This is a genomic window from Devosia sp. Root436, from assembly GCF_001426345.1.
In the GTDB taxonomy this organism is placed as follows: Bacteria; Pseudomonadota; Alphaproteobacteria; order Rhizobiales; family Devosiaceae; genus Devosia.
Genome location: NZ_LMEM01000001.1, coordinates 679018 through 692705, shown reverse-complemented (window position 1 = coordinate 692705; position 13688 = coordinate 679018). Strand labels below are relative to the sequence as shown.

Genomic DNA, 13688 nt, shown 5'->3' with positions numbered 1-13688 from the left:
AAAGACCCTTGAGTGCATTCAGGAGAATGTACTCCCGCGCCTCAAACCCGGCAATGCTTCAATATGCGCCGCTGGCCTGCGCTGTCCGGGCGCGCCAATGCCGCACCATGGGCGAGCGGCGCACCATCAGCGTGCCGGTGATCAGGTCGTGGATCATCTGCCGGCGCGGCGTGAACAGGGCGAACAGCAGCGACAGCGGCCAGGAAATCCAGGTCGTCAGCCAGAACACTGCCGCATGGATGATCGCCATCCACCCGTCGAGCGGCTGATTGCGCGTCGGCGTCAGCACGATATCCATCATCTGCATGCCCACCGTGGCCCGCTTCGGCGAGCCGAGCGTGGCGCCGTAGTAAAGCACGATCGTCGCGGGAACCACGAAGACCAGCGCCACCCAGGCTAGACCGAAGGTCAGGAACCCGGCGATCAACCCGACAAAGGCGAAGCTGAGGATCATGAGCCCCATGACGAAGAGGTCGATAAAGAAAGCCACGACGCGGCGCGTCAGCACACCCTCGAACAGTTCGGGAGCAGTGGCGGGATCGGGCAGGGCGGTCTGGTTCTGGTTCATGAGCAGAACATTGTCACGGGTGGGGCAGGGTGCAAGAGCACAGCCACAAAAATGTGCCTTGTGCCTTACCGCCCAAGTTCCCGCGCCACTTCCAGCGCGAAATAGGTGAGCACGCCATTCGCTCCGGCGCGCTTGAAGGCGTGGAGGCTTTCGAGGATCGCGCCCTTGCGGTCGATGGCGCCGGCGGCCGCAGCCATTTCGATCATCGCGTATTCCCCGCTCACCTGATAGGCGTAGATGGGGATGTTGAAGCTGTCGCGCGCCCGCCTGACAATATCGAGATAGGGCAGGCCGGGCTTGACCATCACGCTGTCGGCACCCTCGGCAATGTCCTGCTCGATTTCGCGCATGGCCTCGTCGGAATTGGCATAATCCATCTGATAGGTGCGCTTGTCGCCCTTGAGCCGGCTGCCCGAGCCTACCGCCTCGCGGAACGGCCCGTAGAAACAGGATGCGTATTTGGCCGCATAGGCCATGATCTGGACCTGCTCGTGCCCCTCGTCATCCAGCGCCGCGCGGATGGCGCCGACACGGCCGTCCATCATGTCGGAGGGGGCGATGATGTCCGCGCCAGCCTGGCTCTGCACCAGCGCCGAGCGGATCATCACCGCCACGGTCTCGTCGTTGAGGATTTCGCCGTCGCGCACCAGCCCGTCCTGGCCGTCGCTGGAATATTCGTCCAGCGCCACATCGGCGATCAGCCCCACTTCGGGCACCGCGCTCTTGATGGCGCTGAGGGCGCGGCACATCAGGTTATCGGGATTATAGGCCTCGGCGCCGTTCTCGCTGCGCAGGCGGTCCGGCGTATTGGGAAACAGCGCCAGCGCCGGGATGCCCGCATCGCGCGCCGCCCTGGCGGCTTCGACGCAGAGATCGACGCTCAGCCGCTCGACCCCAGGCATGGTGCGAATCTGCGTCTTCTCGTTTTGCCCCTCGATGACGAAGAGCGGCCAGATCAGGTCGGCCGGCGTCAGTACGGTTTCGCGCACCATGGCGCGGCTCCAGGCCGTGCGGCGCGTGCGGCGCAGCCGCTGGCCGCCGAGAAACGCCATGTCGTGCTTCTGCCAGTCGTCGGCCATTACCGTCTCCTTGTCCCTGCGGCTCCCGTCTATCAGCGCCGCAGGCGCCATCCAAGCTCCGGCTTGTCGCATCCGCCCGCGCCGGATAGAAAACCGCATGGACTTCAGCGCGCAACCCATCTCCATCTATATCCGCATCGTCGCCATCATCAGCCTGTTGCTGGGCCTCAACGATGCGGCGCGCCTGTTGGGGGTCAATCTGGGCGATGTCAGCCCCATCACCACCATGGGCCTGACCGGCTTCGTCTATCTGGCCATCTTCGCACTGGCGCGGCTCTTCGCGGCGGTCGGGCTGTGGATCAAGGCGAGCTGGGGCGCCGTGCTGCTGGTCGGCGCTACCGCGGTCGAGCTGGCGCTCTACCTGCTCGGCAACCCCGATGTCCGCATGTCGGCCTTCGGCTTTGCTGTGCGGCTGGTGCTGCTGGCCTCGATCTCCATCATCTTCGTGCTGTCCATCCGCCTCAACCGCGCCCGTGCTGCCGACTAGTTCACACCTGCGTAAGGTTACAAATTTATGCACTGGTGTAACGAAGAATAAAGCCAAATTCTCATTGTTTTCCAGTAAGATGTGCTTAATCACGTCGCTTAGGGCGATCTTAGTCCGCACGCCGTAGTTTGGCCTCATGAGATGCGAAAAATCGCACAGACTGCAAAACAGTGAGGCACAAATGGCAATCAAATCCAACGCAGCCGAGGCCATCGTCCCGGAACGTCCGCAGAGCCTGAAGCCGCTCTATCTGGAAGCGGTTTCCCGCGTGGAACGTCTCCACCGCCGGCTGCTCGATCTCATCAAGGATGAGTTCGACCGCATGGGCTGGGACGATATCAACCCGGTCCAGGCCCTGCTGATGTTCAATATCGGCGATGCCGAACTGACCGCCGGCGAGCTGCGCTCCCGCGGCTACTACCTGGGCAGCAACGTCTCCTACAATCTCAAGAAGCTGGTCGAGACCGGCTACATCTTCCAGGAGCGCTCCCGCTCCGACCGCCGCTCGGTCCGCATCAAGCTGACCCCGAAGGGCGAGGAAGTGGCCGAAGTGATCGACGAGCTCTATGACCGTCACCTCAAGTCCATCGACAAGGTCGGTGGCCTGGGCGACGACGAATTCGACGGCCTCAACAAGGCCCTCGCCCGCCTCGAGCGCTTCTGGGTCGACCAGATCCTCTACAAGCTCTAGGCTCCCGCTGCTGTTGCAGTCGTGCCACACCCCTATGCAAACGCCGGTCCCTCGGGGCCGGCGTTCTCATTTCTGCCGCAAACCCGCGTGATCTGCGTCGTTAGTGGTTTGCAACCATTTCCCGCGTATTGGTGGTTCAAGAAGTCTGAACAGGTTCACATGCCCTTGAGCGCGTTGTGACCCGCGGGATGCGATGGTAGAAATTGGCCTGCTTTGGGGGCTGAAAATTTCGGGTGAATTGATGCGGCTGAATCGACGTTCTCTGCTCCGGTACACGGCCATGGCCGGGGCATCCCTGGCATTGCCCGCGGTGGTCCGCGGCCAGGAATCGGTGTTCGACATGATGAATCGCGGCAATGTGCTGCGCAATGTCGACAAGGATGGCAACACGGCAGCAGCCGAAGCGCTGATCGCCACCAACGAGCCGATTCTGTCGTTCGACACGGTCCACAACCTGCAACTGGCCATCTCCCAGTATGAGCCTTTCGTGGCTGCCGGCGGCTGGGAGGAAATTCCCCAGGAAGCCTTCCGGCTGATGATCGGCAAGTCCAGTCCTGCCGTGATCGCCCTCAAGCGCCGCCTGATCTCGTCCGGCGACATGCCGCTGGTGCCCAATGTCAACGATCTGTTCGATGAAGATACCGATCGCGGCGTCCGCACCTTCCAGGCGCGCCATGGCCTGGTTCTCAATGGTCAGGTGGACGAGGCGACCTGGTATGCGATGAATGTGCCGGCCGCCACGCGGCTGCAGCAACTCTATCTCAATTTCACGCGCGTCCAGAGCATGGCCGCGAACCTCAATCCGCGTTACGTTGTGGTCAACATTCCCGCCGCCACCATCGAAGCGGTCAACGATGGCATGGTCGAGCAGCGCCACACGGCGGTCGTCGGTCGCGTCGATCGAGCGACCCCGATCATGGCCAGCAAGATCAGCCAGATCAATTTCAACCCCTACTGGCATGTGCCCAAGTCGCTGGTCGAGCGCGACCTGACCAAGTATATGCTGGAAGACCCCGAATACCTGGCCAAGCAGAATATCCATATCTATGACGGCAGCGGCAACGAAATCTCGCCCGCCAGCATCGATTGGAACAACCTCGGCAACGCGGTCAACTACATGTACCGCCAGGAGCCGGGCGCGGCCAATTCCATGGGCCACTGCAAGATCAACTTCTACAATCCCTACGATTGCTACCTGCACGATACCCCGACCAAGGCGCTGTTCGGCGAGAATGCGCGCTTCCATTCGTCGGGTTGCGTGCGTGTCGAGGGTGTCAACCAGTTGGTCAACTGGCTGCTGCGCGACAATGGCGATTGGGACCAGACCAAGGTCGACATGACTTTCGAATCGCTGCAGCGGCTCGACGTGGAGTGCAAGGCCCGCGTGCCGATCCACACCACCTACATCACCGCCTGGGCCAACCGCCAGGGCACCGTGAGCTTCCGCGACGACGTCTATAAGTTCGACGAGCAGGGCAAGGTCAGTTTCGAGGCCTAGCCAAACGCCTCCCAAACCACGATGTCACCCCGGCGCACGCCGGGGTGACATCGTGGTCTTCTCGCCTGCCTTGCGGCTGGGCCATCTCAGGATGGATTCCGGGCGGAGCCTGTCCTCGAGCGAAGCGATCCGCGGGCTGGCATGACACCGCGCATGTGAAAACTCCGCATGCTTCCGCCAATGCCAAAAACCGCCTATCCTCCCCGCGAGGGGAACGTGCCATGGCCGACGGCGAGGTCTATTTCGAGTTCGTGCAGGTCGGCCAGCAGATGCGGGTCGCCGCCATCGATGCTGCCACGGGCACCGAAGTCATCGTCATTACCCCGGTCCGCGCCACGAAGCTGCAGATGCAGCAGGTTGCCCTGGCCAAACTGCGCCGCAAGTTGGGCGAAGCGCCGCCGACCCGGCCGGCGGGCAAGTTTGCCTGATCCCTCTTTCCTTCGCGCCGCTTCTGGGACATAACTGCCCCGTTCGCGCGACTGGCGAGAAAAGATGGGCAACCATCGGGGAACGCGAACCTTGTAGAGCCGCTCGCCTGGGCACCCATCCGCAACCAGGGAGCCCTTATGTATCTGTCCCTTCTTTCCCGGCCTTGGAATCGCAGTTCGCGACATGATAAAGCCATGGCCATGCTGACCCGTTTCGTCTCCTGCGAGGTAATTGTCCCATGAGCGCCGCCACGTCTTCCTCGCTCTTTCCGAAGTTCTTCTCCAATACGCTGGCCGAGACCGATCCCGAGATCGCCGAAGCCATCCGGAACGAACTGGGCCGCCAGCAGCACGAAATCGAGCTGATCGCCTCGGAAAACATCGTCTCGCGCGCCGTGCTCGAAGCCCAGGGCTCGATCATGACCAACAAGTATGCCGAGGGTTATCCCGGCAAGCGCTATTACGGCGGCTGCCAGTTCGTCGACGTCGCCGAAACCCTCGCCATCGAGCGCGCCAAGCAGCTGTTCGGCGCCAAATTTGCCAATGTGCAGCCCAATTCCGGCAGCCAGATGAACCAGGCGGTGTTCCTGGCTTTGCTGCAGCCGGGCGATACTTTCATGGGCCTCGATCTCAATTCGGGTGGCCACCTGACCCATGGTTCGCCGGTCAATATGAGTGGCAAGTGGTTCAATGTCGTCTCCTATGGCGTGCGCCGCGACGACCATCTGCTCGATATGGATGAGGTCGAGCGCCTGGCCCATGAGCACAAGCCCAAGCTGATTCTGGCCGGCGGCACCGCCTATTCCCGCGTCTGGGACTGGGAACGCTTCCGCCAGATCGCCGATTCCATCGGCGCCTGGCTCATGGTCGACATGGCCCATATTGCCGGTCTCGTGGCCGGCGGTGTGCATCCGTCGCCCATTCCGCATGCCCACGTCACCACCACGACGACCCACAAGAGCCTGCGCGGCCCGCGTGGCGGCATGATTCTCTGCAATGACGAGGATATCGCCAAGAAGATCAATTCGGCGGTTTTCCCGGGCCTCCAGGGCGGGCCCCTGATGCATGTCATCGCCGCCAAGGCCGTGGCCTTCAAGGAAGCGCTGCAGCCCGAGTTCAAGGCCTATGCCCGCCAGGTGGTGGACAATGCCCGCGCGCTGGCCGAAGCCCTCAAGAGCCACGGTCTCGACGTGGTTTCCGGCGGCACCGACAATCACCTGATGCTGGTCGACCTGCGCCCCAAGAATGCCACCGGCAAGCGCGCCGAGCAGGGGCTGGGCCGCGCCTTCATCACCTGCAACAAGAACGGCATCCCCTTCGATCCGGAAAAGCCCTTCGTGACCTCGGGCATCCGCCTCGGCACCCCCGCCGGCACGACGCGCGGTTTCGGCGTTGCCGAATTCCAGGAAATCGGCAGCCTGATCGTCGAGGTTCTCGACGGCTTGCGCGAAGCCAATTCCGATGAGGGCAATGCTGCGGTCGAGGCGGCCGTCGGCGCCAAGGTCAAGGCGCTCACCGCGCGCTTCCCGATCTACGCCAACTAGGATTTTTCGATGCGCTGTCCCTATTGCGGCAACGACGATACGCAGGTCAAGGACAGCCGCCCGACCGAAGATTCCGGCGCCATCCGCCGCCGCCGCGTCTGTAATGGATGCGGCGGCCGCTTCACCACCTTCGAGCGCGTGCAGTTGCGCGACCTGACCGTGGTCAAGAAGAGCGGCCGCAAGGTGCCATTCGACCGCGAGAAGCTGGCGCGGTCGGTCTATACCGCCCTGCGCAAGCGCGCTGTCGAGGCCGAACGCACCGAGCGCATGATATCAGGCATTGTCCGCCAGCTCGAAAGCCTGGGCGACGTGGAAGTCACCTCCGACCAGATCGGCGAATATGTCATGGATGGACTCAAGGGCCTCGATGACGTCGCCTTCGTCCGCTTCGCCTCGGTCTACAAGAACTTCTCGGCTGCCGACGATTTCCGCAATTTCCTCGCCGAACTTGCCGAAGGGCAGGGCATCCTGCGGGACGACGAGTGACCGAGCTTTCGCCCGAGGACAGGCGCTGGCTCGATGCCGCTGCGCACTATGCGGCGCCCTTTACCGGCACCACCGCCGACAATCCGGCAGTCGGCGCCCTCGTGGTCGATCCACGGACGCAGATGCTGGTGGCGCGGGCAGTGACCGCCAAGGGCGGCCGTCCGCATGCCGAGGCCGAGGCGGTGGCTCAAGCCGGTTTCGAAGCCGCCGGCTGCACGCTCTACGTCACGCTCGAACCCTGCCACCACTGGGGCCGTACCCCGCCATGCGTGGATGCGATCATTCGCGCCGGCATCATGCGGGTCGTCATCGGCGCCGCCGACCCCGATCCGAGAACCGCCGGCGGCAGCGTGGCCCAGCTCGAATCCGCGGGCGTCGAGACGGTTCTCGCCAATCATGCGCCGTCCTTGGCTCTGCATGCCGGCCATATTTTGCGTCACACCGCCAATCGCCCCTTCGTCACCGCGGCGCTTGTCGTCGCGGCCGATGGCATGATCGGTCGCCAGGGTGAGGGCAGGGCGCCTGTCGAGGGTCCGGCCCGGCAATGGATCGAAATGCTGCGCTCCCGCTCCAACGCCGTGCTTGTGGGTGCGGCAACGGCGCGCGCCGACAATCCCACGCTCACGGTATCGCTGCCCGGCATGGCCGGTCCGACGCCGCTCCGGATTGTGCTGGCAGGCGCCTCTGGCGTTGATCACAAAGTGAATCTGATTGGCGGCTTTTCCGGCTATCGCACTGCGATCATTGCTGAAACTGCCGCCCCGGTCGATGCACCGGTTTCGGTGGAAACCATGCGCGTTGCCGGCAAGGCTGGTCGTCCTGATCTGACAGCGGCGCTCGCGGCGCTGGCCGAGCGGCATATTCAGAATCTGCTGGTCGAACCCGGCCAGCGCCTCGCCGCCGCCCTGCTCGAAGCCGATCTGGTGGACCGTTTTGCCCTGATCACGCGCGCTGATCCCATCGGTGCCGATGGCGTTCCCGCCAGCATGGACGGGCCGATTGCCGACGTTATTGCCGCCGCCGGGCTTGTCGAAGCCGGCCGGCAGGTGCTTGGCGACGATAGTTTGATCCTCTACGAGCGGCCGCCACAGGCAGATTGAGCCGCAGCCCTGTTGAAGTTCCGCCCGTGGACGACTATGGGGTTGCGATGCCCTTGGGCGACGCGGCCCCGCGGCCACACAGCAAAGTTGAAAATTCGAATGGCCGACGCCCCCAAACGCGATCCGCAAACCGCCCGCCCTGCCAATCAGCGCGGTGCCGCGCGCCTGGCCGCCGTGCAGGCGCTCTACCAGATGGATGTCGGTCGGGCGACGCTCGAGGATACGCTGGCACAGTTCGGCGCCTTCCATCTCGGTCGCGAAATCGAGGGCGAACAGTACTTGCCGGCCGATGCCGACTTCTTCCGCCAGATCGTCACCGGCGTCGCCAAGCACCAGCTCGCCATCGATCCGGCCGTCGATCGCGCTTTGGCCGAAGGCTGGCCGGTCGAGCGGGTGGACGCCACCCTGCGCGCCATCCTGCGTGCCGCCGCCTTCGAATTGCTGCGCCGCAAGGATATCCCGCCCCGGGTCGTCATCACCGAATATGTCGATGTGGCCAAGGCCTTCTACGAGGACGACGCCAGTGGCCTCGTCAATGCAGCGCTTGATGCCATTGCCCGCGAGGCCGGCGTGGCGCTGAACGAGGGCGACAAGCCCAGTTGACCGAACTGGACTGCTCAGTCTAGTTTGCGCCTCCCTCGCCGGAGTCGATCCGTGGTCACCGAGCCCTCTCGCAGCCAGTCTTTCCGCAATATTGGCCTGCTCGCTGCCGTGCAGGCATTCGGCGGCTCCAATTCGTCCATCGTCATGTCGGTCGCCGCACTGGCCACCGTCAATTTTGCGCCCGATCCTGCCATGGCGACCTTGCCGGTAACGGCAATGATCGTCGGGTTGGCGCTCTCGACCTCCACGGCCACGATGATCATCTACCGGCTCGGGCGGACGCGCGGGCTGATGCTGGGCGCAGCTGTCGCCATACCGGCTTCGCTGATGGCGGCGCTGGGTGTCATGCTGGGCAGTTTCTATCTGTTCGCGGCTGCCTTGTTCCTGGTCGGCGTGTCAGGTGCCTTCATCCAGCAGGTCCGCTTCGCCGCTGCCGATAGCGTGGCACCCAATTTCAAGAGCCAGGCGATCTCGTGGGTGCTGTTCGGTGGCGTCGCCGCCGGCTTTTTCGGCCCGCAACTGAGTTCGCTCACCCGCACCTGGATCGCGGGCTCCGAATATGCGGCCAGTTTCCTGGTGATCGCCGTGCTGTCGCTGGCATCCATCCTCGTACTGATACCGACCCGGCTGGCGCCGACCATCGCGCCGGGCAGTGGCGCCGATACCGGGCGTCCGACCCGGATACTGTTGCGCCAGCCCGAGATCGTGCTGCCGATGATAACGGCCGCGCTCACCTATGCGCTGATGACGCTGGTCATGGTCGCGGCTCCCTTGGCCATGGTTCACCTCTGCGGGCATTCGCCCGGCGATGCCAGCAGCGCCATCCAGTGGCATGTGGTGGCGATGTTCGCCCCCAGCTTCGTCACCGGGTCGATCATCCGCCGTGTCGGCGCGCCATTGGTGACGGCAATCGGCCTGCTGACCATCATTGCCTGCGCCATGGTCGCGCTCAACGGCATCACCGTCGGTCATTTCACCCTGACGCTGATCCTGCTGGGCCTGGGCTGGAATTTCGGCTTCATCGGCTCCACCACCATGCTCACCAGCGCCTATCGGCCCGAAGAAGCGGGCAGGGTGCAGGCCATCAACGAGCAGGTGGTATTCGGCGTCAGCGCGCTGGCCTCGCTGGGCTCGGGCTTCCTGCTGCAGTCGATCGGCTGGGAGGCCATCAATCTGCTGGCCATTCCCTTGGCCACACTGGCAATCCTGTTGCTGGGCTGGTCGGCGATGAGGCCAGCCAGAGCTTAGTCGACCGCCGTTGTTCCGATATGCAGCGGCTCGCGCTCACCGAGCCCGGCAGCATATTTTTCCTTGGCCCGGACGGTCTGGAACAGGGCATCGACATCGGCCGACCCGAAGGCCTGGATGGCCTGGTAGAGGTCGGCGCCATAAACGCCATCAACCGCGCCATCGTATCGCCCCAGCGCCTTGAGCGCGGTTTGCAGCGCCTCGACCGTTGTCACCGAATTCAGGGCATCGCCACCCCAGAAGGTGTCATAATTGTTCTGGCTCCACGCGCTCTTCGTGCCCCAATAAGCCAGCAATAGCCAATATCCCGCCCGTTCCAGGTCCTGCCGGGCGGTATATTGCCCCTGCAGCAGGGCATCGATCTCGGTCGATCCGGTGCCGAAAGTGTAGAACAGGCCAAGCAGCGTCATCGCGGCCGGGTCGCCATGCACGGCGGCATAGCGGACATAGTCACCCAGGGGCAGCGGCAGGTCGCTCGCACTGACATAGCCATTCCAGAACATGTTGGCGAGGTGGCCGGCGCAGACATAATTGCCATGCGCCATGCCTTCGGCGGCCACGATGTCGTAGGACGGGCCGTTACCATCGAGGTCCGCCAGTCCGAAGGTGCGGAGCGCCTCGCAGCGTATGGACGCGCCGAACACCCCTGCGCGCGCGTCGATCATGTAGCCGAGGCTCTCCTCCGTACCCACCCCGGCGGCTTCGTCGAACATGGTGCCCAGCGCATATTGGGCCACGGGGAGGCCGCTTGTGGCCAGCCGGCGATAGACTTCGGTGGCGTAGAGATTGTCGTCCTGCGTACCGCCACTCTCGGCAAACTGGTCCCGCGCCACGGCATTATAGAACTGCACCTCGGCATCGTCGGGAAACTGTGCGATGGCGCTGCGGCAAGTGGCGAGCGCGTTGTCCAGCCCCATGCGGGGCACCCAGTCGAAATGTTCGCGATCGCCAAAGGCCCCGATACAGGCCAGCCGCAGGGTCTGGTCCTGCACCTTGCTCTTGGCCAGGGCCGGCCCGCTCGACAGGCCCGCGAATATGAGGATTGCCGCAATGGGCAGCATCGTTCCAGACGTCGTTCCGTGCAACATGCAAAAAGCCCGCTACTAGAGGCCGCCAGATCGAGAGGCAGCTTAGTGCGGGCCTTGCAGGCTGTCGACTACGGGCGTCTAGAACGACTGCAGTATCTGGTCGATGAACGTGCGATCCTCGCCATAGGACGGCGTGCGGCGGCTCTCGATGGCGATGGACTTGCCATCCTTGAGGCCATAGACAGCCTTGTCGATGACCTTCTTGTTCTTGTCGAAATACACCACCAGCACGGTGCGCGAGTCGATCATCGTCATGCCGAAGGCGGTCTGCCGCACCTTGGTCTCGACATAATAGAATGCAGACTGGTCGCCGAACGTATTGGTCGATTGCGGCGAGCCGAGCACCAGCGTTACCAATTGCTGGCTCTGGCCGGGGCGGATTTGCGCCAGGGCGCTTTCGGAAATCTCATATCCCTGGGTCCGCTTGGTGATCAGCGACGTGCTGCTGGTGCAGGCTGCCAGGGTGATGGCGAGCAGGGCTGCGGCGGCAAGCGGCGCGATGGAACCGGAGGCGGTACGCAAGGGCATGAATTTGACTTTCCCGATGGCTCTCGACTATAGGCACGGCAACAAGGCGGCGACCCTCTGGCCGCCGAAATGTTTAGCTGCCAACCTGTCCGTATGGCAAGCGAGATGCTGAGCGCAATCCCATGATCCTGTCCCTGTTTCGCAAGAATACAGCTACCGAACCGGTTTATGCCGTCTATAGCGCCATTGTGGCGCAATCCCGGCAACCCCGGTTCTATGCCGAGTGGCAGGTGCCCGATACGGTCACCGGCCGCTTCGACATGATCAGCCTGCATATGGCCCTGCTGTTCCGCCGCCTGCGCGCCGAAGCCGGCGAGCAGAAGGATTTCAGCCAGGCGGTGTTCGACCTGTTCTTCAAGGACATGGATCGCTCCCTGCGCGAAATGGGTGTCGGCGATCTGGGTGTTCCCAAGCGCATCCAGAAGATGGGCAACATCTTCTTCGGCCTGCTGGCGGCCATGAACGAAGCTATGGATCGCGCCGACGCGGAAGCATTGCAGGCCGTGCTGTCGCGCAACATCTTCGATGGCGCGTCCGGTCCCCATGTCTCTGCCCTGGCCGATTACCTGCTGGCCGAAGACAAGGCCCTTGGCGCGCAAACCGCCGAGACCATCACCCGGGGTTCGCTCAGTTTCGAGGCGGCAGCGTGAGCGGCGGCGCCACACCGCTGTTTGACGCCGTGGTCCGCATCGATCGCCTGCCGGCGACCGGGCGCGACGTCCAGGTTGCGCTGGATGAGCCCACCCGCGCCGCGCTGGCCGAAGCGCTGAAGCTGGGCGCCATCGATTCCTTCACCGCCTCGCTGACGGTCGTGCCTCTGCGCGGCGGTATCCGTGCTCAGGGGCGGCTTATCGCCGATATCGTCCAGCCCTCCGTGGTAACCTTCGAGCCGGTGGGCCAGCATATCGACGAAACCATCGATCGCGTTTTTCTCCCCGAGGCGCATGCCCACACGCCGACTCCCGGCTCGGAAGTCTTCGTCGATCTGGAAGACGAGGACTTCCCTGACCACATCGACGGCCCTGAGGTCGATCTCAGCGCCCTGCTGATCGAGACCCTGGCGCTGGCCATCGATCCTTACCCGCGCCTACCGGGCGAAAGCCTGGACTCACTGGGTATCGATGTCGCCGGCGCGCCCGCCGGCCCCTTCGCCGCGCTCGAAAAGCTCAAGAAGTCCACCGATATTGACCGTTAGCACCAAGGGGCAGGGCTTGCACCGACTCTCCGATGGGGTATGTTTGGCTGCCTCCTCGTGAGGCGCAGAACGGGCTGAAATGACCGATACAATAACAATATCAGTGGATGCCATGGGAGGCGACAATGCACCCCGCGCGGTTATCCACGGAGCCTATCTGGCCCTTCGCGAGCGCAAGAATACCCGCTTCATCTTCCATGGGCGGCAGGAGCAGATCGCGCCGCTGCTCGATGAATTCCCCGAGCTGAAGCCGGCATCGACCATTCGCCACGCCGAAGCGGTCATCGCCATGGACGAAAAGCCGAGCCAGGCCCTGCGCAAGGGCAAGGGCACGTCGTCGATGTGGATGGCCATCCAGGCCGTCAAGGATGGCGAGGCCGATGTCGCCATTTCCGGCGGCAATACCGGCGCGCTCATGGCCATGGCCACCTTCTGCCTCAGGCCGATGAAGGGCATCGCCCGCCCCGGGATTGCCGCGATCTGGCCCACCTTGCGCAGCGACATCATCGTGCTCGACATGGGCGCCACCATCGGCGCCGACGCCAAGCAACTGGTCGATTATGCCATTCTCGGCTCTGCCCTGGCGCGGTGCCTGTTCGATGATGACGCGCCCACCGTGGGGCTGCTCAATGTCGGCACCGAGGAGGTCAAGGGCCTCGACTACATCAAGGAAGCCGGGCGCATCCTGACCGAGGCCAGCGGTTCGGGCTTCACCTATCATGGCTTTGTCGAAGGCGACGATATCGGCAAAGGTACGGTCGACGTCGTCGTCACCGAGGGCTTTGTCGGCAATATCGCGCTCAAGACCGCCGAAGGCACCGCCCGCCAGGTCGGCTCCTATCTGCGCAGCGCCCTCAAATCCAACCTGATGAGCCGCATCGGCGCACTGTTCGCCACCTCGGCGCTCAATGCCCTGCGCCGCAAGATGGACCCGCGCACCGTCAATGGCGGCGTGTTCATGGGCCTCAACGGCATCGTCATCAAATCTCACGGCGGCACCGATGAAATCGGCTACAAGAGTGCGCTGAGCCTGGCCTACGAAATGGCTCGCAGCCGCCTGATCGACAAGATCGGCGATACCATGCACCGCTTCCCGATCAAGGTGGCCGCTGCTGCCCCCGAAGCAGAACACGAGGCGTAACCGG

The 13688-nt window shown here is 63.6% G+C and carries 16 protein-coding genes and 1 riboswitch; of the genes, 12 read left to right on the top strand and 4 right to left on the bottom strand.

The features are described 5' to 3' along the window. Window positions 1-58: 58 nt before the first annotated feature. The gene (locus ASD04_RS03440) at window positions 59-568 is read right to left on the bottom strand and encodes an RDD family protein (RefSeq protein ID WP_056252469.1); all 510 of its coding nucleotides are present in this window, start codon (window positions 566-568) and stop codon (window positions 59-61) included. Between the two features lie 65 nt (window positions 569-633). Further along, window positions 634-1647 (bottom strand): porphobilinogen synthase, encoded by a 1014-nt coding sequence (gene hemB, locus ASD04_RS03435; protein ID WP_200940217.1) that lies wholly within the window; start codon window positions 1645-1647, stop codon window positions 634-636. 97 nt (window positions 1648-1744) lie between these two features. Here hemB and ASD04_RS03430 point away from each other — a divergent pair, with 97 nt between their 5' ends. From ASD04_RS03430 to ASD04_RS03390, 9 genes are all read left to right on the top strand, one after another. After that, a complete protein-coding gene (locus tag ASD04_RS03430) occupies window positions 1745-2134 on the top strand; it encodes a DUF6163 family protein (protein ID WP_056252466.1) in 390 nt (129 codons plus the stop codon). 181 nt (window positions 2135-2315) lie between these two features. Next, complete coding sequence (locus ASD04_RS03425) at window positions 2316-2825, top strand: MarR family winged helix-turn-helix transcriptional regulator (protein WP_056252463.1); 510 nt, start codon at window positions 2316-2318, stop codon at window positions 2823-2825. 280 nt (window positions 2826-3105) lie between these two features. Then, window positions 3106-4323: a L,D-transpeptidase family protein gene (locus ASD04_RS03420; protein WP_056252459.1), complete on the top strand. Its 1218-nt coding sequence runs from the start codon at window positions 3106-3108 to the stop codon at window positions 4321-4323. 221 nt (window positions 4324-4544) lie between these two features. Then, window positions 4545-4751, top strand: a complete 207-nt coding sequence (locus tag ASD04_RS03415) for a hypothetical protein (protein ID WP_056252456.1) — start codon at window positions 4545-4547, stop codon at window positions 4749-4751. Between the two features lie 37 nt (window positions 4752-4788). Beyond that, a riboswitch (ZMP/ZTP riboswitch) is annotated at window positions 4789-4871 on the top strand. A 119-nt stretch (window positions 4872-4990) separates the two neighbouring features. Continuing rightward, a complete protein-coding gene (glyA, locus tag ASD04_RS03410) occupies window positions 4991-6295 on the top strand; it encodes a serine hydroxymethyltransferase (protein ID WP_056252451.1) in 1305 nt (434 codons plus the stop codon). A 9-nt stretch (window positions 6296-6304) separates the two neighbouring features. Then, entirely contained in the window at window positions 6305-6781 is a 477-nt protein-coding gene (gene nrdR / locus ASD04_RS03405) for a transcriptional regulator NrdR (RefSeq protein ID WP_056252446.1), read from the top strand. Continuing rightward, on the top strand, window positions 6778-7881 hold the full coding sequence (gene ribD, locus ASD04_RS03400; RefSeq protein WP_056252443.1) for a bifunctional diaminohydroxyphosphoribosylaminopyrimidine deaminase/5-amino-6-(5-phosphoribosylamino)uracil reductase RibD: 1104 nt from the start codon (window positions 6778-6780) through the stop codon (window positions 7879-7881). The genes nrdR and ribD overlap by 4 nt, the downstream gene beginning before the upstream one ends. A gap of 99 nt (window positions 7882-7980) precedes the next feature. Further along, complete coding sequence (gene nusB, locus ASD04_RS03395; protein ID WP_056252440.1) at window positions 7981-8484, top strand: transcription antitermination factor NusB; 504 nt, start codon at window positions 7981-7983, stop codon at window positions 8482-8484. A 51-nt stretch (window positions 8485-8535) separates the two neighbouring features. Further along, on the top strand, window positions 8536-9732 hold the full coding sequence (locus ASD04_RS03390; RefSeq protein WP_056252437.1) for an MFS transporter: 1197 nt from the start codon (window positions 8536-8538) through the stop codon (window positions 9730-9732). Here ASD04_RS03390 and ASD04_RS03385 read toward each other — a convergent pair. Then, entirely contained in the window at window positions 9729-10820 is a 1092-nt protein-coding gene (locus tag ASD04_RS03385; protein ID WP_082530946.1) for a peptidoglycan-binding protein, read from the bottom strand. The genes ASD04_RS03390 and ASD04_RS03385 overlap by 4 nt on opposite strands. 78 nt (window positions 10821-10898) lie before the next feature. Beyond that, window positions 10899-11348, bottom strand: a complete 450-nt coding sequence (gene bamE, locus ASD04_RS03380; RefSeq protein WP_056252431.1) for an outer membrane protein assembly factor BamE — start codon at window positions 11346-11348, stop codon at window positions 10899-10901. A 122-nt stretch (window positions 11349-11470) separates the two neighbouring features. Here bamE and ASD04_RS03375 point away from each other — a divergent pair, with 122 nt between their 5' ends. The 3 genes from ASD04_RS03375 to plsX all read left to right on the top strand — a co-directional run bounded on the left by ASD04_RS03375 (window position 11471) and on the right by plsX (window position 13684). Then, on the top strand, window positions 11471-11998 hold the full coding sequence (locus tag ASD04_RS03375) for a ubiquinol-cytochrome C chaperone family protein (RefSeq protein WP_056252429.1): 528 nt from the start codon (window positions 11471-11473) through the stop codon (window positions 11996-11998). Beyond that, a complete protein-coding gene (locus ASD04_RS03370) occupies window positions 11995-12543 on the top strand; it encodes a DUF177 domain-containing protein (RefSeq protein WP_056252426.1) in 549 nt (182 codons plus the stop codon). Before ASD04_RS03375 ends, ASD04_RS03370 begins: the two co-directional genes overlap by 4 nt. A gap of 79 nt (window positions 12544-12622) precedes the next feature. Further along, window positions 12623-13684, top strand: coding sequence for a phosphate acyltransferase PlsX (plsX, locus tag ASD04_RS03365; RefSeq protein WP_056252423.1), 1062 nt, complete (start codon window positions 12623-12625; stop codon window positions 13682-13684). Window positions 13685-13688: the final 4 nt, after the last annotated feature.

Excerpts from the sequence above, each read along its gene's own strand:
- ASD04_RS03420 (WP_056252459.1), top strand. The coding sequence starts at position 3,106 with ATGGCCGGGGCATCCCTGGCATTGCCCGCGGTGGTCCGCGGCCAGGAA.
- ASD04_RS03415 (WP_056252456.1), top strand. The coding sequence starts at position 4,545 with ATGGCCGACGGCGAGGTCTATTTCGAGTTCGTGCAGGTCGGCCAGCAG.
- nrdR (WP_056252446.1), top strand. The coding sequence starts at position 6,305 with ATGCGCTGTCCCTATTGCGGCAACGACGATACGCAGGTCAAGGACAGC.
- glyA (WP_056252451.1), top strand. The coding sequence starts at position 4,991 with ATGAGCGCCGCCACGTCTTCCTCGCTCTTTCCGAAGTTCTTCTCCAAT.
- ASD04_RS03440 (WP_056252469.1), bottom strand. The coding sequence starts at position 568 with ATGAACCAGAACCAGACCGCCCTGCCCGATCCCGCCACTGCTCCCGAA.
- ASD04_RS03375 (WP_056252429.1), top strand. The coding sequence starts at position 11,471 with ATGATCCTGTCCCTGTTTCGCAAGAATACAGCTACCGAACCGGTTTAT.
- ASD04_RS03430 (WP_056252466.1), top strand. The coding sequence starts at position 1,745 with ATGGACTTCAGCGCGCAACCCATCTCCATCTATATCCGCATCGTCGCC.
- ASD04_RS03425 (WP_056252463.1), top strand. The coding sequence starts at position 2,316 with ATGGCAATCAAATCCAACGCAGCCGAGGCCATCGTCCCGGAACGTCCG.
- bamE (WP_056252431.1), bottom strand. The coding sequence starts at position 11,348 with ATGCCCTTGCGTACCGCCTCCGGTTCCATCGCGCCGCTTGCCGCCGCA.
- hemB (WP_200940217.1), bottom strand. The coding sequence starts at position 1,647 with ATGGCCGACGACTGGCAGAAGCACGACATGGCGTTTCTCGGCGGCCAG.
- plsX (WP_056252423.1), top strand. The coding sequence starts at position 12,623 with ATGACCGATACAATAACAATATCAGTGGATGCCATGGGAGGCGACAAT.
- ASD04_RS03385 (WP_082530946.1), bottom strand. The coding sequence starts at position 10,820 with ATGTTGCACGGAACGACGTCTGGAACGATGCTGCCCATTGCGGCAATC.
- nusB (WP_056252440.1), top strand. The coding sequence starts at position 7,981 with ATGGCCGACGCCCCCAAACGCGATCCGCAAACCGCCCGCCCTGCCAAT.